Source organism: Lactiplantibacillus brownii, from assembly GCF_031085375.1.
In the GTDB taxonomy this organism is placed as follows: Bacteria; Bacillota; Bacilli; order Lactobacillales; family Lactobacillaceae; genus Lactiplantibacillus; species Lactiplantibacillus brownii.
In genome coordinates this window covers 2539704-2558911 of record NZ_JAVCWF010000001.1, presented here as the reverse complement: position 1 = coordinate 2558911, position 19208 = coordinate 2539704, and the positions used below count along the sequence as shown (strand labels likewise).

Sequence of the window (19208 nt, the reverse complement as noted above, 5' to 3'; positions counted from 1 at the left end):
GTCTAGGCCGACGATTGGTGCAGAATCGGGATTTTAGCCGAGCTGGGCTAAGTCCAAGGATGAAAGCGCAAATAAAATCCTTGCAATCGTTTTCCTGCGCCGTTATACTAGGAAACTGTAAATAAGGATTGTTACCGCTAACACGTTAGTGGGCAAAACCTGATAATTTTGTGGACCGTGATATACTAGTAACTATCACTGGTCGCAAAATTGTTGGGTTTTTAATTTTGGACCAAGAGTCGAGGGGCGTGAGGCATGCGGATCAAGAAAGTCTTTAATAACAATGTGTTGCTTGCTGAACAACAGGGTCACGAAGTGGTGTTGATTGGCAAAGGTCTCGGTTTTCAAAAGAAAACGGGCGAAATTGTGGATGAGCATTTAGTGACGAAAACTTATACACCGACCGCTGATAATTGGTTGGCAAATTTCCAGTCATTGATGAGTGATATTGAACCCGACTACTTTGAATTAACGTCTGAAATTATTGATTTGGCTGAAAAACAGCTCCAAACTAAATTTAATGGTTACTTATTGATTTCTTTGACGGATCATATTCATTTTGCCGTCTATCGGCATCAACATCAGATGGACATTAAAAATGAGATTCTTTGGGAAATCAAACGAATCTATCATCATGAATATGAAGTGGGTCATCAGGCGTTAGCTTTAATTGCGAAACGTTTTCAAGTCCAATTGCCAGATGACGAAGCGGGATTCATTGCAATGAAGTTCGTGGAAAACAGTATGGCGGATTCCAATGGTGATCAAACGGTGGCCATGACAAAATTAATCAATGATATTCTAAATATTGTCAAATATCAGTTATCGTTAACGATGAGTGAAGAGAGTTTAAGCTTGCAACGGTTCTTAGTCCATTTACGATTCTTTGCCGAGCGTTTGACGCTGAAACAAGCCGATAAGTCGGCAGGAACCGAAGACGAATTCTTATTTGAACATGTGTCACAAAAGTATCCGCGGGCGTTTGCTTGCGTTGAGAAAATTGTGGCATTCATTCAGACGACCACGGCTCAACCGGTCTCGATGAATGAACAAATTTATTTAACCATTCACATCCAGCGCATGTTGAATGAAGCACAATAATAATTAGTGGGATTGTAACTATTAAATTAGGCAAAACCCAAGTAATCCAGTCGACGTCTATTAGGGCGACCAGTGGGTTACTTGGGTTTTTAGTTTTTTGTAAGGAGAGAGAGAATATGGATTATAAAGCACTCGCCCAACAGATATTAACGAATATCGGCGGCAAGGAAAATATTGTTAAAGCTTGGCACTGTGCCACCCGGCTTCGCTTCAACTTGAAAGCGGTTGACAAGGCGGATACAGATGCGATTAACAATTTAGATGGTGTGATTACAGTTGTTCAAAGTGCCGGTCAATATCAAGTCGTGATCGGTAACTCAGTCGCTAAAGTCTACGATGCCTTAGTTGATCTGGCTGGTTTAGCCAATGATAATGCGGCGGCGCAACCTGTTGAAGCTGCTGGTGAAAAACAAAATATCGTGAACCGCTTCATTGCGTTTATTTCTGGTATTTTTACGCCATTCTTGGGTGCCTTAGCAGGTGCCGGGATTTTGAAAGGCTTATTGGCTTTATTTGTCGCTTTAAATTGGTTGTCCGCAAATAGTGGGGCTTACAAGATTTGGTATGCAGCTGGGGATGCAATCTTTTATTTCCTACCCATCTTCTTAGCGTTTACGGCGGCCAAACAGTTACATGTTAATCAATTTGTGAGTGTTTCACTGGGGGCAGCGTTACTTTATCCAACGTTAGTTAGCGTGATGTCGAAGTCAGCGACACTGCATTTCTTCGGTATTCCGGTCGTCCCAACGACGTATACGTCTACGGTGATTCCAATTCTGTTAGCCGTTTGGGTCTTGTCCTACTTGGAACCATTATTTGATAAATTATTCCCAGAAGCGATTCGAAATATTTTTACCCCGTTATTGTCATTGATCGTGATGGTGCCTTTAACGATGATGGTTGTTGGGCCAATCGGTGGTGCCATTAGTAACGCGTTAGCTAATGGTATGATGGCAGTTTACAACTTCTTACCAATTGGTGCCGGGCTCATTATGGGCGCTTTCTGGCAAGTCTTCGTAATCTTTGGGGTTCACTGGACTTTTGTACCATTGATGATGAATAACATTGCCAAGATGGGTTACGATCCGTTGTTGCCAATCTTGAGTGCCGCCGTTTTATCACAAGCGGGAGCTGCGTTAGGAGTCTTCTTAAAGTCAAAAGATCCTAAAATGAAAGCCTTAGCGGGTTCATCGGTGATTACCGCCTTCTTTGGTATTACTGAACCAACGATTTATGGGGTGACTTTGAAGCTCAAACGACCATTCTACTGTGCCGTTGCCGGTGGGGCCGTTGGTGGCGCGATTGCTGGGGCCTTTCAAGTGCATGCCAGTTCATTTACGTTACCAAGTTTGCTGGCTTTACCGACCTATTTAGGTCAAGGTTTTGCGGGTGAATTAATTGGGTTAGCCGTCGCCTTTGTAGGTGCCGCAATCTTAACTTACTTTTTCGGTGTGACGAATGACGTGCCAGTTAAGGCTACGACAGCACCAAAAACAGCCGAAATTGATGATGATACAATCATGGCACCAGTTGAAGGGACGATTATTCCGTTGACCAGTGTCAAAGATGAAGTGTTCGCTTCTGAAGCGATGGGTAAAGGGTTAGCAATCGTGCCGACTAACGGTGAAGTCGTTTCGCCAGTTGCCGGAACCGTGAGCGCGGTTTATCCAACTGGTCATGCAATCGGGATTACTTCTGATAATGGTGCTGAAATCTTGATCCATATCGGGATTGATACCGTTCAATTGAACGGCAAGTATTTTGAAACTTTAGTGAAACAAAATGCCCATGTTGATCGGGGTGACGTTGTGACAAAATTTGACGTCGACCAAATTAAAGCCGCTGGATATGACACGACGGTAATGATCATCGTAACCAATACTGCCAGCTATCAGGCCGTTGAACCAACCACTGCGACTGAAGCACAAGGTAACTGGTTATTGAAGTTACAACCAAAGCCTGAAACAGCTACTAGCAAGGAAGGAGCCACGATTTAATGTATAAAACCACTTATCCCAAAGGTTTTCCCAAGGATTTCTTATGGGGTGGCGCAACAGCCGCCAACCAAGTTGAAGGTGCTTGGAATGTTGATGGTAAAGGCCTCACGACGGCCGAAGTTGTGGAAAAAGCCACGGATCGTAAAAAGATGTCCATGGATGCCGTGACGACAGACTCAATCAAGGCCGCGGTTGCGGACCCAACCGATACACGTTATCCGAAGCGTCGTGGTGTCGATTTTTACCATCACTATAAAGAAGATATTAAATTATTTGCCGAGATGGGTTTTAAAGTCTATCGTTTTTCAATCGCTTGGTCACGGATATTTCCTCAGGGTGATGAACAACAACCCAATGAAGCTGGGTTAGCCTTTTATGATCGCGTGATTGATGAGTTACACAAATACAAAATTCAACCTTTGGTGACGTTATCGCACTATGAAATGCCAATTAACTTGACGCTGAAGCAAAATGGTTGGGCTAGTCGGGAGACGATTGCTGCCTTCAACCACTTTACCGAAACAGTTTTCAAACGCTATCAAGGAAAAGTGCCTTATTGGCTGACATTTAACGAAATCAACACTGGGACGTGGGGTTTCCATGAAACTGGTGCGATTGATACCGCTATGTCAAAACATGATCAAATGCAAATTCGCTATCAAGCGCTACACCATCAATTCGTGGCTAGTGCGATTGCGACCAAACAATTGCATGCCATTGATCCAAAGGCTAAAATTGGCTCAATGTTAGCACGGATGCAGACCTATCCGGCAACCCCCAATCCAGTTGATGTTCAAGCCGCACAGTTGGAAGACGATAAGAACTTGTTCTTTACCGACGTCCAAGCTCGTGGTGAGTATCCAGAAGTCATGAATCGGTTCTTTGCCGATAACGCTATTGAAATCAAAATGGCCCCATATGATCAAGCAATTCTGGCCAAGTATCCGGTTGATTTCATCAGCTTTAGTTATTACATGACGACCGTCACCAAAGCTGATGCCGGTGAACAAGTCAATGGCAATATGGCCACGGGTGGTCGAAACCCTTATTTGGAAGAATCCGATTGGGGTTGGCAAATCGATCCGGTTGGTTTGCGGATCACCTTAGATGAATTGTGGGATCGTTATCGAAAACCACTGTTTGTCGTGGAAAACGGCTTAGGTGCGGTAGATCAACTAACGGCGGATCATCAAATTCATGATGATTATCGTATTGATTATTTACGCAAGCACATCACGCAAATGCGTGAAGCCGTCGCCGATGGGGTACAACTCATGGGCTATACCATGTGGGGACCAATCGATCTGATTAGCTTCTCGACTTCGGAAATGTCGAAACGCTATGGCTTTATTTATGTGGATCAAGATGATACCGGTAAAGGTAGTTTGAAGCGACTTAAAAAGGATTCGTTCTACTGGTATCAAAAAGTTATTAAAACTAATGGAGATGATTTAGCTTAAATCCTACTCATAGTTATCTGCCGCCATAATTATGAGCCCAGTGCCAGTTTATAAAAAATTCTGCCAACCGTTAATCAGTTGGCAGAATTTTTGTGTTTCACGATAAGCATTTTGGGCGTCATCTGCCGGACCTTCATGGCCGCATGATCATGGTTGATCTGGTCGACAATGGTTTTAAGATTGGTCGTCGCGGTCATATCATCACGAAATGAGTGAATGATGAAACTGTGATAAGTGACGCTATCATTTTTGGTGAGGGCAAACCAATTGGGCTGGAGTTGTTTGGCTTCTTTTTTGATGTTCATATCTGGCCAGACGAGTACTTTGAAACCATCATTAGTTGGATATTGCTCAATCTGCCAGCCAAGTGAAACCTTGGAGACTTCTTGCCAGCGTTGGATTTTACCGTGTTTGACAGTATAGTAGATGATACTACAGTAGGTCAAAGTAGGGTCATGATGTAACTCATCCAAGGTCAATGTGCGATATTTGGGCTTGGACTTTGCTTGCGTTTGTTGGGCAGGTTGGCTTGACGGATGATTCTGAGCGCTGACGATTAGCCAACCGCCACCTAATACTAGTAAACCGATTAGGGTAATAACCAGTTTGAGTTTTCTTTTTGCGGGCATGATGATTTCCTTTAGTTTCAATTAATTAAATTTAATGCCAATAATCACATAGAGAAATTATAATCTTATTACCAAATTTCAACGTCGTTATTTTGTGCTTCCGGTACGCTTAAAGTTAAATGTGAATTTGCCAAGAGTCGGGAAATTTACAACAATTCAGAAACGATGGGGCGAAATAATGGCGGAAAAAGATAATAAAATTACGTTAACGGCATTAGTCATGATGATATTTACGACGGTCTTCGGCTTTGCCAACAGTACGGTCGCATTTTATCTGATGGGCTACGCGTCAATTCTATTTTATTTATTAGCAGCGGTACTTTTTTTCATTCCGTTTGCTTTGATGATGGCAGAATACGGGGCTGCGGTCAAATCGGATGATGGTAGTGGGATGTATCAATGGTTGCAAGTCAGCGTGAATGCCAAGTTTGCGTTCGTGGGGACATTCATGTGGTTTGCTTCTTATATCATTTGGCTCGTTTCGACTTCAGCAAAGGTTTGGATTCCCTTTACAACAACGTTTTTCGGGAGTGATCAAACGCAGAAGTTTGCATTATGGGGGTTAAATGCGACCCAAGTGATTGGGATTCTCTCTTGCTTATGGATGGTGCTAGTGACCGTGGTCTCAATAAAAGGGGTCAAAGGTATTGTGCGCGTGACGAGTTTAGGTGGCGTAGCGGTCACGAGCTTGAATGCCATTTTGTTAGTGGTTTCGGGCGTGGTATTGGCCTTAAACCATGGTAAACTGGCGCAGCCTTTTGTGCATATCCTCCATTCGCCAAATCCAGATTATCAAGCACCAGTGGGGTTGATGAGTTTTGCCGTCTTCGCAATCTTTGCCTATGGCGGGCTAGAAGTCTTAGGGGGTATGGTTGATAAGACGAAAAATCCTGAGAAGACTTTTCCACGTGGTATCATGATTTCGGCGGTCATTATTACTTTAGGTTATGCGTTAGGAATCTTGTGCTGGGGCTTTAGTACGAACTGGCAAGCCGTTTTATCTGATCCTTCCACGAATATGGGAAATATCAGTTACGTGATGATGAAGAATCTCGGTTATGTGTTGGGACAATCGCTTGGATTGACCACAGCAACAAGCACCACGATTGGTCTGTGGTTTGCTCGCTATACTGGGTTAGGCATGTTTTTAGCTTATTCAGGGGCATTCTTCACGTTAACTTATTCACCACTAAAGACCTTGATTCTTGGGACACCCAAGTCATTGTGGCCAAAGAAGTTCACCAAGTTAAATCAAAATGGGATGCCTAGTTATGCGATGATCGTCCAATGTACGGTCGTAATTGTCATTATCTTATTAGCGTCATTTGTGACGCCAAATGCTTCAGCGTTCTATAATATTTTGACGTTGATGGCGAACGTATCGATGACGCTCCCATATTTGTTCTTGCTATATGCTTTTCCTAAATTCAAACAGAATAAAGCTATCCATAAACCATTTGAAGTTTATAAATCACAAACTTGGACGACAATTATTAGTTGGGTCGTGTTTGTTGTGGTTTTAGGGGCCAATATTTTCACCTTGCTGCAACCAATTTTGGAACATGGCAAGGTTCAAAGTACGATTTGGATGCTGGTTGGGCCAGTCGTCTTTGGTCTCCTTGGCTGGATCTGGTATGAAGTACGGACACGGCAAACGACTAATCGTTAAATCAAAAATAAATTGTGATTAATATATAGCTGTCACTTCCAAATTTGGAGGTGACATTTTTTTGTTTTCTGGTGTTATAGGCGGCCCCATCTTATGAGAAGTAGGGATGAAGGCATAACGGCTGTTTTGGCGAAGGTATTGATTTGGTAAACTTTATATCGTTTCTGTAAATGGGAACGAATGTTTCGGTGAGTGTGCTATATTTAAACTACTTCAGATGGAAAAGTTGGCAGGAACAGTGTTGCTACATTGCACACACAAAGTAGCACAATGCTGGCGGAGGTGATGACAATGCTAAAAGATACAACGCTGACCATTCACTTGAACAAAGAAATCAAGGAGCAGGCTTCGGAAGTTGTCGCAGGTATGGGGATCGATTTAAGTACAGCAGTTAATATGTTTTTGGTTGAATTGACCAAGACAAATGAGCTGCCGTTTGTGCCGACTGGTAAGCAAGACTTTCCCGATATTTGGAATGATGATCCGAAAGATATTGCGGCATTTAATAAAAAAATTGGCATAAGAGATGATGGGGTGTCATATGGCAGAGAGAATGCGGATTGAGCAAGGACAACTAGCTTACTTGAAGACAATTGTGCAACGAATGCTTTGAACTTAAAAAAATGATTGACCCGTGTCCGTTTGTTTTTAAGCCATTGTCACTCATTTTAGTTCATCGTAAATTAGCTTCTAGTTGAAAATGAGCTGATCAACTCAGACCAATAATTAAGTGGGAAATTTATTCAGCAAAAAAGTTTGGCCGATTCCCTTGACGTGAAACCCGTTCGATAAGTTATCCTAAAGGTGAATTAAGAAAGCGCTTAATAAATTAATGATACTGGTGGCCACCGGTAATTGAACCCTGACTTAATGGAGGTTTTTATGATGATGAAATTATTTCAACGGAAACACACCGTTAATTTAGCTGCGCCTGTTAATGGCATGTATGTGGATTTACGAAAAGCAACGGAAACTGCGGTAACGGCAGGCTTTGCCATTGAACCGATGGAAGGCGAAATTCATGCACCAATTGCAGGTCAAGTGACTAAGGTAACGGCTCAAACGATCACGATCGCGGCAGATTTCGGCTGTGAATACTTGTTACAACTGGGTGATTTAACAGCTAACTTAGAGGATCAAGTCGTTAATTGGCAAGTGTCAGTGGGTGATGCAATCTCAGCAGATGTTATTGTTGCGAGTGTAGATATTGATGCGATTCATGCTGCGAACCAGTCGGCGCTAATTACTTGTGGACTAATTGAACGGTCAGCAACTGATTTTGAAGTTAGCAAGACTGGGTTAATTTCCCAAGGAGACCAATTGGCAACGCTAAAAATTAAAGCTTAAACATCGTAAAAGCTGGCCAGATGACCAGCTTTTTTTGCGATAATGAGGATTGGAGGGGGAACTTTGGCAATGAAGATCAGAACCTATCAGTCAACCGACTTGATGGCGATTCGCCAATTATTTAAACGGACCATTTTACAAAGCAATGCCAAAGATTATTCGGCTCCCCAATTGGCTGCGTGGATTGGGACAGATGATGAGCAAACGCGGACCGCTTGGCAACAATCCTTGTCAGCACATTTGACGTTAGTGGCGATTCAGGCTGGTCAGCTCATTGGTTTTGCGGACATGACCACGAGCGGCTATTTGGATCGCCTGTATGTGGCGAAAGATTACCAATGTCAAGGGGTGGCGACTGCACTTGTCACGGCATTGGAAGCTGGCGTAGCGGTCAAACGCTATACAACCGCTGCATCGATTACCGCGCGGCCATTTTTCGAATGCCAAGGCTATCAAGTCAGTTGTTCCCAACAGGTTGAACGGCAGGGGATTTTATTAACCAATTATTTGATGCAAAAGACGATTTAACTTGTGAGCCTAGATAATCTGGGCTCTTTTTTTGTGAAGCGGACTAAGAATTATTATCCTGAAATTAGGGTCTGTTTGAAAACTACTTGAGTAAAATACAAATCGAGGCAACATACACCGCTGATAAAAAGACATGCGCTAATTTATCATAACGAGTTGCTATTCGTCGATAGTTCTTTAATAGGTTAAAGAAATTTTCAATCAAATGGCGCTCACAATAAACGTAATAATCACATGCCCATTTATTTTTGGCATTCTCTTTTGGCGGAATCGTGTAGGTCCCTGATTCTGCCGTGATATATTGCCGTAACTCGGCGGTTCCATAAGCTTTGTTCGCAATGACGTTTGATTCAGATATGTCCAATGATGCCAGTAAAGTTTGTGCTGCACGACTATCATGGACTTGACCGCCTGTTAGTAAAAAGCGAACCGGATTGCCTAGACCATCTACGACCGCATGGATCTTCGTCGTACGGCCACCACGACTTAGTCCAATGGCTTGATTCTCGACCAAACATTTGGCGTTTTTTTTGCACCAGTTGCTTTTTGATGAGCTCGAACAATCGTCGAATCTAAACTAAGGTTTTCCATATCTGGATCATCGATGAGTGCTTCAAAGATACGTTCGAAGAGCCCAGATTCAACCCAAAGACGGAAACGACTATATACCGTTTGCCAAGCGCCGTACCGTTCTGGTAAATCACGCCAAGCCGCACCACTACGCATAACCCAGAGAATGGCGTTAAAGGCAGTTCGGTCATCAATTTTGGATGGACGTCCAGTTCGGTATGGTGGAAATAATGGGGCAATGCGTTCCCACTGATCATCTTCAAGTTCATAACGTTTAGGCGTTGTCATGGTAAAACCTCAATTCGTTTTTACAAAGATTATACCTAAAATAAATGTTTTCAAACAGACCCTAGTGAGCCACTAGATCCAGACTTTTTTGCCAACCAACCGCTAAAGCTGGTTAGTGATAATGTAACGCCATTTTTTTCACAATCAGAAGCTGGCTATCAAATTCACTTTAAAACAGTTGAGATTGATTTTAATGAATTTATTAGACAAATTAATCACAGATACCGGTCGGTACAATTACAGATTGCCTATACGTATTTTGAATTTGGTCAGCATAAAGCAGCAAAAATTATTGATTTTATTGATGAGGAAGATATTGATGATCCAACAGATGTCTATTTTCTCATGAAAAATTTTTGGGGCGGCACTGAAGAGTGGAATGTTGAGACAATTTTAGCAAGCTTTCAAGTTTATCAAGACTTTTTAGGCTTCTGTGTAACTCAATCATTACTAGATAAACACGATTATTCGATATTACTTAAATCTGGAAATCAAGTGTTGATCACATCTGTCGCGGAAAAGCATGCGGTGAAAATTACTGCTGCGGATCTCAGGCAGGCTTTTCCGGGTACAGACGGTGTCGCTGATCTTGTTGAAATTAAACAATTATTAATGGACTGGCAAATTGAACCACAAGTTAGGGATTATACTCCTAAACAAACGACGCCAATGGTTTTGAAAAAAGCTTTGACAAAGCACCAGCTTGATTTAGATTTAAATGGTGCTCGCAAGCATTTAACGACTTTAGACGAAACCTTAGATGTGCCAATAGCCGAAGCAGATCGTCAATGCTACCATGAAGTGATTTTACAGCTACACCATGATATGGTTACGACCTACCATCGACGAATGAAACAATGGACGCTGGCTACGCTGACCGCTAGTTTACAAAAAATGTTTCGGGAAACTCGACAATTAGATGGCAAGCCAACATTTTTCCGTTATCTTCAGTTATATATTGATTCCCAAGGCCAAGCCCATCGGCTAATTAGTTGGGAGAGCTGTGCTGCGGCAGTACAAATTTCAGTTATACCATACTTAATTGCTAGTACCAACGCCTTGTCAGCTAAATCATAAAATTTGCGTTCACCCCGTGAATTCAATAAAGATATTTGTTAAACTAAATGTATCAGCTTTATCAGAATAGCAACGCTGATGATTAGCTTCGTTGCGCAAATCTAGAATGTGATTAGAACAAAAGCCATCCAGTTGAAAAGACGAGCTTCCATGGATTTAGCCAAGTTTGATAGTCTCAAAGTCAATCATGATTTTGAATTAAACCTAGGTTATGCCATCATGCCAATCCAAACAAGTTATCTTGGAGGATTCACTATGGAAGAATTATTCGTTAAAAAGCCGATTCCACAGGCTTATTTTCAACTGGCTTTACCGGTCGTTTTCGGGATGTTAGCCAGTATGATCTACAATCTGGCCGACACCTTTTTTGTTTCACAAACCCAGAATACCGCGTTAGTTGCCGGGGTTGCGCTCTGTACGCCACTATTTTCGTTTATGCTGGCAGTTGGCGATATCTTTGGCCTCGGTGGGAGCGCACTGATGTCACGACTACTCGGCACACAGGATGACGGGACTAGTCGTCGGGTCAGTAGTTTTAGTGCCTACGTCGGCATAGCGACTGGTCTTGTGGTGACGGTATTATTACTCGTTTTTGAGCGTCAAATCTTAACCCTATTTGGTGCAACCAGTGAAACCTATCGTTATGCGGCGCAATTTTATCGTATCATGGCACTTGGAGCCAGCTTTATCATTTTTTCGTTGATTCCTAGCAATATGATTCGAACCGAAGGACTGGCGACACAATCAATGATTGCGACGGTTTCGGGCACAGCCTTAACGATTGTCCTTGATCCCATCTTCATTTTTCCGTTGGGTTTGGGTGCGGCTGGGGCAGCTTTAGCGACCGTGATCGGTTATGCTTTGACCGACGCTATTTTAATCTATTTTGTCCTAACGAAGTGCCAGGTGAATAGTGTTGATTGGCATCAGCGGCATTTAACGGGGGCCTTGATCAAGGCCATTTTGCTCATTGGGATTCCAGCGTCAATAACGAATTTAATGCAAAGTTTTGGGACGGCGTTATTGAATAATTATTTGGCACATTATGGTGCGAGCCAAGTTGCCGCCTTTGGGATTGCTAGCAAGATTTACATGATTGTGATGTTACTGATTGTTGGGTTTGCCTTTGGGGTTCAGCCGATGATTGGGTACAACTTCGGAGCTAAAGAGTTTCACCGGCTCAAGCAAATTATTCATTTTGATCTATTTGTCGAAGCTGGCTTGGCTTTTGTGTTAGCGGCAATATTAATGATTTTTGCGCCGACAATTGTGAGCTGGTTTATGCCACAAGCCATTATTGTCAAAGCTGGGAGCTTATTATTACGTAGTTTATTAAGTACAACGCCACTAATTGGCATTATTTTAGTTTTCACAACGGTTTTTCAGTCCACTGGCCAAGCCTTAGGTGCTTTTATCATGTCGATTGCGCGGCAAGGTCTTGTGTTCTTGCTGGTCATCGTGGTGGCGGATCAGTGGTTCGGCTATCTGGGGGTCGTTTGGTCACAACCAATCGCGGATATCTTAACGGTCTTGATTGGATTGGGATTTTATTATTGGAAATTTAAACCGCTGTTACAAGCCTAAGTTAAAAAAGTGATTGTCGATCAATTGGCAATCACTTTTTTAAGGCTTTCAACCATCAAATTGTCCAGTTGTGGCTTACAATAAACTAAACGATTCAAGGAGGAATTAGTCATGAGCAAAATGCACGCCGTTGTAGTGACACAACCAGGTGGACCGGATGCGCTAACGTATTGTGAAGTTGAGAAACCGACTGTTAAGCCGGGGTGGAGTCTGATCAAGGTGCGCGGATTTGGCATTAACCATTCTGAAATCTTTACGCGGCAGGGGCTTTCACCAACGGTACATTTTCCACGAATCTTGGGGATTGAAGTTGTTGGCGAAGTCGCTGAATCAACCGCTGACCCTAAGTTAGCGGTTGGTCAAAAGGTCATGTCGTTCATGGGTGAAATGGGTCGTGCATTTGGCGGGAGTTATGCCGAATATGTCCTATTACCTAATGATCAAATTTATCCAGTGACGACAGACTTGTCGTGGGCCGATTTAGCGGCGATTCCAGAAACTGGTTATACCGCTTATGGGGCGTTACTAGGATTGCGATTACAGGCCCATGACCAACTGTTGATTCGTGGTGGTACGAGTGGGGTCGGGGTGACCGCGGCTAAGTTGGCCCATGCGATCGATCCAAGTATTCAAGTCACAAGTACGACACGTCAGGTTGCTAAATCAGCGTTATTGACTGCGGCGGGCGTTGATCAGGTGTTGATTGGCGGAGAAGCCGATTTGCCTAAAGAAGCCCGTTTCGACAAAGTTTTGGATCTAATTGGACCAAAGACAGTCAAAGATTCGTTGCAGCATCTGAATTCTGGTGGCATTGTGAGCTCTACCGGTGAACTTGGCGGTCAATGGGATCTGACGGACTTCGAGCCAATTTCGGCGATCCCTAATAATTGCTACTTAACCTCGTTTTATTCTGGCGATGTTCAAACTGAAGTTTTGCAAGCGTTGCTAGATCTCATTCAAGCGCAGCATGTTGACCTTGCGCCAGCTAAAGTCTTTAGCTTAGCAACGGTCGCGATGGCTCATCGTGAGATTGAAGGTAAGCACAGCTTTGGCAAATTAGTGGTGGTCATTTAAAGTAATGGTCTAAAGGTTGAAAGACTCAAAAGCATCACAAATGTTGTAGTAAACCCATAAGCCTAAAGTAGACTCACCTAAATTTAGCGCTCCGTCAGTCAAAATCGGTGTGCTGTGGGTGACGGCGCCAGCCAAGGTACGGTCTGACGCCTCAATTCCAAGCCGACAAAACACGTCTTTGAATTGCCCCGCGAGATTAGTCAGCAAAGAACGCCGATTAATCTTGCCGACACTGCACACCGATTTTGACTGACTCCGCTAAGCATAAATAGCTACTGACTTAGCTGGAGGTTGTTGCTGATAGCATCGGGCGTGCAGGTAGTGTTTGACCGGCGTTCTTTTGCCGGCCTTACACCACGGACGGTCCGGGAGATTTGCGGCTTTGGCAAAGTTTCCGGGCGAGGTTCAAGACGTTTCTATGGCTTGAACCGGTCCCTCGTCCGCATGTTATCGGCAACAACCGGAAGCGGCAGTAGTCGACTAGTTTTCATTACCGGATTGTTGACGTAGTGGTGCAGACCGGCAATTTTTAACTTTCAACCTTTAGGTGATGGTTTAAATAGCTGACTGATTCGAATCAGTCAGCTATTTGTGTACAATTTTTTCTTTAATAATCAATTTTGTAAAAAGTAATTATTACTATTTACAAAAGCAGCAATTACTGATAACCTTTAAAGAGTAATGATTACGATTTAAAGGCTATTGGAGGAAATTGCGATTGAAATTTTTAAAGTTGTTTGGAATATTAGGCTTGAGCGGGATGCTACTTGGACTCGCCGGTTGTCGGCAAGCACGGTCGCAGAATACGCCGTCGGATAAGTTGTCCGTTGTTACGACGACAAATTTTTACGGTGAAGTTGCCAAAGCCGTTGGGGGTAAACGGGTACAGGTCAAGGCGGTGATTAAATCGCCAACCGTTGATCCGCATGATTATGAACCGACGAGTAAAGTTGCGACCCAAGTTGCGCAGGCCGATATTGTGGTGGCGAACGGTCTAGGCTACGATAACTGGATGGCAAAACTGGTTAAAAATGCACCGAAGGCCAAGTTTGTGCAAGTTGGGGAAGATGTTATGGGCAAGCAAGTGGGGGTCAATGAGCACCTTTGGTATGACCCGACCACGATGCCTAAGTTGGCGATAGCGTTAGCCAAGCAATATGGGCAAGCACAGCCGAAGCACAAAGCCTATTTTCAGAAACGGGCGCAAGCGTATATTGCTACGCTCAAACCAATTCAACAGGAATTAACTCAGTTACGGCAGCGCGCTGATCAACTGACTCATTGCCAAGTTTTGGTTAGTGAGCCTGTTTTTGACGACGCGTTAACTGCAATGGGATTTAAAGTCAGTAACGTGGCATTTGAGAACGCGATTGAAAAGGGTACCGATCCGTCACCGCAAGTGATTAAAACCATGCAAAAAGATTTGAAAACCCATCAAGTCGCTTTCTTTGTGCAAAATAAACAAGTGACCGATCATTTGGTCACGGCGATGGTCGATTTAGCTAAAAAACAGAACGTCCCCGTTTTACAAGTTACCGAGACCATGCCTGCTCACCAAAACTATCGGCAGTGGATGCTCAGTCAGTATCGGCAATTAAATCAGTTGTTAACGACAAAATAAGGTCTAGCGCCGGTCTTAGATTTCAACTCCGCCAATATTACTGTTATTATATTGATAAGGCTTTTTACTAGGGTCATAATTAATTGAGTCAATAGAAAGGAAGCATTGGCGTGACTTTTGCAGATTGGTTTAATTTTAAAGGGCGGGTCAAACACGATCAAGTGTTAGTGAAAACCGTTGATGGCCAGCAGGATACTAAAGTAGTCCGCGGGTCGTTCAACTGGTTGGCATTTCTATTTACTTGGTTCTTTGCGTTATTTAGTTTTCGTTACCGTACCCCGTTTTTTATCATCAAAGCGTTAGTGCCATTTTTAGCCTTGATGACGGTCAATATGTTGGTTCAAGCACTGTTTACTACCAACGTTCAGCTTGCTATTAACATTCTCGGCGCAGTTTGGTATGGCGCCATGTTCAACACGTGGTTCCGGAACCAATTACTCGTTAATGGGTATCAGGTTCAAAAAAACGCTGCGTAAAGATTTGTCAGACCCATTTTAGTGATGCTATGAAACTTCTAAACTTAAAAGCACTGGTAGAGACGCGTATTCAGTTAGCACATCTCTACCAGTGTTTTTGTTTGAGGGTCATTGAAATCAATTAGGGCTACTTTTTCAACGGTGTTTTGGCAGCGGCTTTTAAGCCGTCGTTTACCGCTTGCGCGTAGATGATGTCGCCACTTTCACGACCAGCAAAATGAACGCCATCAGTCCCCTTGAAGACTTCTGGATGTTTTGCGGCTAATCGCTGCCAGTCCGAAACCGTGATGAAATCAAATTTAGCCGGCAAGGTGCGTTCATAATCGGCCACTTTAGATGAATTCCAATCCGGGGTTGCCCGTTGATCATAAGGGGTGACTAAAATGAGATGGTGGCCGGGTTCTAAATCACGGATGAGGTGATCAAGTTGTGCTTGCCAGCCGTCTAGGGCGTTGGTACCGATACAAATGACCACATTTTGGCGTAAAACATGGTTCTTCTGCTGGGTCATCATAACTTGGTACGCGAGATCCATGGTTCGTTCACCTTTGGCGTCAATCGTACTGTCAGCGACATGTTTGCCAAGATAATCGCGGGTCCCCAGCGTGACACTATCGCCAATAATTGAGACGCCTTTTGGTGCTTGAATTTTTGCAGTGGCATTAAGTTTAACCTTGTGCTGTTTTACAGCGGCCATCACCACGTTTTTGGTGGTCGTCATCTGGTCAGCAGCTTGATAAATACCACCAATCCACAGTTGACGTTCCAGACCAGTCAGGACCGGTGCGTGGTAGGCGGTGTAACCGGTCACGGCCATCAAGGCAACGGTTGCGGCCAACAACCCTTGTTTTAAGGGACGTAAGTCGTGAAAATTGTGCAATGCGTGGGGCTGTTTACCGGCAATCAACGGTTCGATGATGTAATAGGACAACGCCGAGCAAGGGATGCCAATAACCAGCGTAATGACGACTGCCCAAGGGACACTGACGAGTTGTGAGAAGATGACGAATAATGGCCAGTGATAGAGGTACAGACTGTAGCTGATGTCAGCGATAAAAGTTGCCCAGCGCGGTTCTTGCTGATTGGGCGTACAGTGATGGAGCATTCGCGCCAAAAGAATTGCCAGGGCGGCTAGTAGACTTGCCAATAAAATACCGCCAGTATAAGTCGCGCGGCTTGAAAATTGTAACCGTAAGCCTAAAAGACCTAGGACAGCAAAGGTCAAAATGAGTTCAAAACTGACGACGAAAGCATTCGCATGGGCCATTAGTCGCTCAAAGGCTCGTGGAATCGACTTGATACCAGTAAAACTGGCGAGTAAGGCGCCAACGAAAAATGGGAAGCTATGTGTGACACTTGAAAAGTAAACTTTTGAGAAATCAGTGAGCCCGGCACTCCCGATTGCCATGGCAGTGAAACTCTCAAGCGCCAAAATGAGTGAGACGATGCCAACACTCAGACGAAAGATTTGGGCTTTACGGGCATTGTCGAAGTTAAAGCGGCGAATGATTTGGGTAAAAATCGCCATTAGGAAGCCCCAAATTAGGTAGAAGTGCATTTCAACGGCTAGTGACCAAGTATGTACGAAGAGATGTGGCATGAACTTGGATTCATAGCTGCCTCCCGTCATGATTTCAAAATAATTCGTCGTAAAACCGATAGCCGCGGCAATTTGTTTGCCAAGTCCCGTAATATAATTTGGGCTGATCAAGTAGGTGAGGGGCACGACCACTAAAATTGACAAGACCAATGGCGGGACAATTCGATAGAAACGCCGGCGATAAAAAGCCAACAGTTGAAAATGTTGGGTCGCTGCAAACTCGTCCAACATTAAAGCGGTAATTAAGAATCCTGAGAAGGTAAAGAAGATATCTACGCCAATAAAGCCTCCAGGATAGGTGTTTTTAAAGAAATGATAGGTTAGGACTAACAGTAAGCCTGCAATCCGGACAAAACTAAACCATTTAATCCGCATGAACGAGTTCCCCTTTATTAAAAAGACCGCGATAAGTTTTTTTGTTAGCAGTGGTTAAGACACCTTTGCCATCAGGGACGCCAGCTGTGAAATTTCCTTGATATTGCCAATTCTTATGAGATTTGAAATTGCCGTGACCAGAAAATTGGCCATTTTTAAAATGACCAACATAATAATCTTGATTGGCTAATTTTAATTTTCCTTGACCGTTAAATTTGTTTTTCAGCATGCCACCGTCATAAATGATTCGCTGATGATCCAAAGTATAATGGGCTTGCTGTTGCTTTGATGTCGACAAGCTAAAGTTTGCTAACCCAATCAAAGTCAGCACAACTAGCCCCTCGAATAGCCAACGTTTCTTCATTTTCTCCAGTCCTTTTTGAAAAGAATGTTCGTTAAGTATCAATATATTAGCTTGATTATACCTGAGCTAAACTAGTTGTCAAAGCCAGTCTAAGATTGGTTGTAGAATCGATGCATTTTAAGCTATTGATATTTTGGATAATTGACTTTATGTCAACATATTAAAACCTATTGTATTTGTAACCAATGGTAATTTATTAACCCGGTTCAATATCCATTGTATGATGACTTTTTATGTAAGACTGTCAAAGACGCTTGGAAAATAGCAAGCCTTTTTCTGAAAACGTGTTTGTCAGCTAAACGTGCCAGAATTTGGTACTAAACCTGATTTAGTGTGATGCACGTGGATCACAACACGAGTCTGGAGCGTGACTCAGATATTTAAGGTTGTGGTTGGAAAGTTATTTTCGTCGGCCACATGGGACCGAGTGTGGTTGACGTAACTAAAAGGTGTAAGAGTTTATAAGGAAAGCCGCTCAGGACCCAAATGAGGTGATTTCTGTGGTATAACTAATGCCTAGTTTGTTTTTAGTATGAAGTTAGGTTATTAATAGAAGGGGTATGCGGTGTGAAATTTGTAAAACGTTCCTTCTGGTCGCTAGTGGCAATTATTGCTGTTATCTGGGGCGTCCAGAATCGAACCACGTTAGTCCCAGTTGTTTGGGCAACTGCCAGTAATGTTCAGGCAAAAGTATCGGCGGCACTTTCTGGTCGTTTAGGTAGTCAGTTAATCAGTTCAGACGCGGAAAGTTCCAGTCAGTCTCAGACAACCACCCATTCAAGTCAGACGGCGAGTTCAGCCAGTGCGGCTAGCTCGACAACTGCCAGTTCAGCTAGCGATGATACTGCTAGTTCAGCCACCACGGCGGATGCCACGCCGGTGGAGTCAATTGTTCAAAACGTCAAATTGTCAAAAACTTATTATTACTATTTTGATAAAGAATTATCGGCGGCTGGTCGCCAAGTCTTTAAAGATGCGATTGCGGAATATAACCAGACTGGGATTGTGCATTTAGTGGCTGGATCAGCACCTAAAGATAGTAACTCGATTGCTTTTACGGTCTATCATAAAAAGATGCCACAAGGTGAGACCAGTATTGAATTAGGTGAAGGTGGGCCCAAAATCTATCAACAAGTGAGTTGGCAAGGCACGCGGAATCATAACCAAGCGACTGCTAGTTTGAACGGTGATTATGGGATGGCTTATAGCGATGCGGTCGCGGTCCATGAATTGGGACATGCGCTGGGACTGGATCACAGCACTGATCTCAAATCAGTGATGTATCCCGTCAGTCAAGGTCGGACGCAATTGACTGCTAATGATTTAGCAGCGTTACGATCCATATATCAATCCTAAAATTTAAGTTATTGACGACTGTAAGGGTCGTCTTTTTTTGATGTAACTAAAAATAAGTGATGGAAATTAGGTAAAAGTCATTGAACGAATGG

At 43.4% G+C, this 19208-nt stretch carries 17 protein-coding genes; 13 read left to right on the top strand and 4 right to left on the bottom strand.

The features are described from left to right. Positions 1-255 precede the first annotated feature (255 nt). From licT to RA086_RS11965, 3 genes are all read left to right on the top strand, one after another. Complete coding sequence (gene licT, locus RA086_RS11975) at positions 256-1101, top strand: BglG family transcription antiterminator LicT (protein WP_308704015.1); 846 nt, start codon at positions 256-258, stop codon at positions 1099-1101. Between the two features lie 116 nt (positions 1102-1217). Then, a complete protein-coding gene (locus RA086_RS11970; protein ID WP_308704014.1) occupies positions 1218-3098 on the top strand; it encodes a beta-glucoside-specific PTS transporter subunit IIABC in 1881 nt (626 codons plus the stop codon). After that, complete coding sequence (locus RA086_RS11965; protein WP_308704013.1) at positions 3098-4558, top strand: glycoside hydrolase family 1 protein; 1461 nt, start codon at positions 3098-3100, stop codon at positions 4556-4558. Before RA086_RS11970 ends, RA086_RS11965 begins: the two co-directional genes overlap by 1 nt. A gap of 74 nt (positions 4559-4632) precedes the next feature. On the opposite strand, the gene RA086_RS11960 is transcribed toward RA086_RS11965, so the two are convergent. After that, the gene (locus RA086_RS11960; protein WP_308704012.1) at positions 4633-5187 is read right to left on the bottom strand and encodes a hypothetical protein; all 555 of its coding nucleotides are present in this window, start codon (positions 5185-5187) and stop codon (positions 4633-4635) included. Positions 5188-5365: 178 nt separating this feature from the next. Here RA086_RS11960 and yjeM point away from each other — a divergent pair, with 178 nt between their 5' ends. The 4 genes from yjeM to RA086_RS11940 all read left to right on the top strand — a co-directional run bounded on the left by yjeM (position 5366) and on the right by RA086_RS11940 (position 8731). Then, complete coding sequence (gene yjeM / locus RA086_RS11955; RefSeq protein WP_308704011.1) at positions 5366-6856, top strand: glutamate/gamma-aminobutyrate family transporter YjeM; 1491 nt, start codon at positions 5366-5368, stop codon at positions 6854-6856. A 291-nt stretch (positions 6857-7147) separates the two neighbouring features. Beyond that, positions 7148-7420 carry a type II toxin-antitoxin system RelB/DinJ family antitoxin gene (locus tag RA086_RS11950; RefSeq protein ID WP_308704010.1) on the top strand — a complete coding sequence of 91 codons (273 nt, stop codon included), beginning with the start codon at positions 7148-7150 and terminating at the stop codon, positions 7418-7420. A 318-nt stretch (positions 7421-7738) separates the two neighbouring features. Then, positions 7739-8203 carry a PTS glucose transporter subunit IIA gene (locus tag RA086_RS11945; protein ID WP_308704009.1) on the top strand — a complete coding sequence of 155 codons (465 nt, stop codon included), beginning with the start codon at positions 7739-7741 and terminating at the stop codon, positions 8201-8203. A gap of 69 nt (positions 8204-8272) precedes the next feature. Then, positions 8273-8731, top strand: a complete 459-nt coding sequence (locus tag RA086_RS11940; protein ID WP_308704008.1) for a GNAT family N-acetyltransferase — start codon at positions 8273-8275, stop codon at positions 8729-8731. 82 nt (positions 8732-8813) lie between these two features. Here RA086_RS11940 and RA086_RS11935 read toward each other — a convergent pair. Further along, positions 8814-9589 (bottom strand): IS5 family transposase gene (locus RA086_RS11935; RefSeq protein WP_308704007.1). Its coding sequence is split into 2 segments (ribosomal slippage): positions 8814-9265 and positions 9265-9589, totalling 777 coding nucleotides; the frame shifts between segments, so codons are not numbered across the junction. Between the two features lie 345 nt (positions 9590-9934). Here RA086_RS11935 and RA086_RS11930 point away from each other — a divergent pair. The 5 genes from RA086_RS11930 to RA086_RS11910 all read left to right on the top strand — a co-directional run bounded on the left by RA086_RS11930 (position 9935) and on the right by RA086_RS11910 (position 15421). Next, positions 9935-10666 carry a hypothetical protein gene (locus RA086_RS11930; protein ID WP_308704006.1) on the top strand — a complete coding sequence of 244 codons (732 nt, stop codon included), beginning with the start codon at positions 9935-9937 and terminating at the stop codon, positions 10664-10666. Between the two features lie 255 nt (positions 10667-10921). Further along, on the top strand, positions 10922-12250 hold the full coding sequence (locus tag RA086_RS11925) for an MATE family efflux transporter (RefSeq protein WP_308704474.1): 1329 nt from the start codon (positions 10922-10924) through the stop codon (positions 12248-12250). A gap of 120 nt (positions 12251-12370) precedes the next feature. After that, on the top strand, positions 12371-13324 hold the full coding sequence (locus tag RA086_RS11920) for a zinc-binding dehydrogenase (protein ID WP_308704473.1): 954 nt from the start codon (positions 12371-12373) through the stop codon (positions 13322-13324). Positions 13325-14084: 760 nt separating this feature from the next. After that, complete coding sequence (locus RA086_RS11915) at positions 14085-14945, top strand: metal ABC transporter solute-binding protein (protein WP_308704472.1); 861 nt, start codon at positions 14085-14087, stop codon at positions 14943-14945. A gap of 110 nt (positions 14946-15055) precedes the next feature. Next, positions 15056-15421 carry a hypothetical protein gene (locus RA086_RS11910; RefSeq protein WP_308704005.1) on the top strand — a complete coding sequence of 122 codons (366 nt, stop codon included), beginning with the start codon at positions 15056-15058 and terminating at the stop codon, positions 15419-15421. A 127-nt stretch (positions 15422-15548) separates the two neighbouring features. Here the strand turns inward: RA086_RS11910 and RA086_RS11905 are convergent, their stop codons facing one another. Further along, on the bottom strand, positions 15549-17396 hold the full coding sequence (locus RA086_RS11905) for an acyltransferase family protein (RefSeq protein ID WP_308704004.1): 1848 nt from the start codon (positions 17394-17396) through the stop codon (positions 15549-15551). Beyond that, a complete protein-coding gene (locus tag RA086_RS11900; protein WP_308704003.1) occupies positions 17386-17760 on the bottom strand; it encodes an MORN repeat-containing protein in 375 nt (124 codons plus the stop codon). Before RA086_RS11900 ends, RA086_RS11905 begins: the two co-directional genes overlap by 11 nt. A 567-nt stretch (positions 17761-18327) precedes the next feature. On the opposite strand from RA086_RS11900, the gene RA086_RS11895 reads away from it, so the two are divergent. Further along, on the top strand, positions 18328-19116 hold the full coding sequence (locus RA086_RS11895) for a matrixin family metalloprotease (RefSeq protein ID WP_308704002.1): 789 nt from the start codon (positions 18328-18330) through the stop codon (positions 19114-19116). Positions 19117-19208: the final 92 nt, after the last annotated feature.

Bases quoted from the DNA above. Each gene is read 5' to 3' on its own strand.
- RA086_RS11900 (WP_308704003.1), bottom strand. From the start codon at position 17,760: ATGAAGAAACGTTGGCTATTCGAGGGGCTAGTTGTGCTGACTTTGATT.
- RA086_RS11930 (WP_308704006.1), top strand. From the start codon at position 9,935: ATGAAAAATTTTTGGGGCGGCACTGAAGAGTGGAATGTTGAGACAATT.
- RA086_RS11950 (WP_308704010.1), top strand. From the start codon at position 7,148: ATGCTAAAAGATACAACGCTGACCATTCACTTGAACAAAGAAATCAAG.
- RA086_RS11920 (WP_308704473.1), top strand. From the start codon at position 12,371: ATGCACGCCGTTGTAGTGACACAACCAGGTGGACCGGATGCGCTAACG.
- RA086_RS11960 (WP_308704012.1), bottom strand. From the start codon at position 5,187: ATGCCCGCAAAAAGAAAACTCAAACTGGTTATTACCCTAATCGGTTTA.
- RA086_RS11915 (WP_308704472.1), top strand. From the start codon at position 14,085: ATGCTACTTGGACTCGCCGGTTGTCGGCAAGCACGGTCGCAGAATACG.
- RA086_RS11940 (WP_308704008.1), top strand. From the start codon at position 8,273: ATGAAGATCAGAACCTATCAGTCAACCGACTTGATGGCGATTCGCCAA.
- RA086_RS11925 (WP_308704474.1), top strand. From the start codon at position 10,922: ATGGAAGAATTATTCGTTAAAAAGCCGATTCCACAGGCTTATTTTCAA.
- RA086_RS11965 (WP_308704013.1), top strand. From the start codon at position 3,098: ATGTATAAAACCACTTATCCCAAAGGTTTTCCCAAGGATTTCTTATGG.
- licT (WP_308704015.1), top strand. From the start codon at position 256: ATGCGGATCAAGAAAGTCTTTAATAACAATGTGTTGCTTGCTGAACAA.
- RA086_RS11905 (WP_308704004.1), bottom strand. From the start codon at position 17,396: ATGCGGATTAAATGGTTTAGTTTTGTCCGGATTGCAGGCTTACTGTTA.
- yjeM (WP_308704011.1), top strand. From the start codon at position 5,366: ATGGCGGAAAAAGATAATAAAATTACGTTAACGGCATTAGTCATGATG.
- RA086_RS11945 (WP_308704009.1), top strand. From the start codon at position 7,739: ATGATGATGAAATTATTTCAACGGAAACACACCGTTAATTTAGCTGCG.
- RA086_RS11970 (WP_308704014.1), top strand. From the start codon at position 1,218: ATGGATTATAAAGCACTCGCCCAACAGATATTAACGAATATCGGCGGC.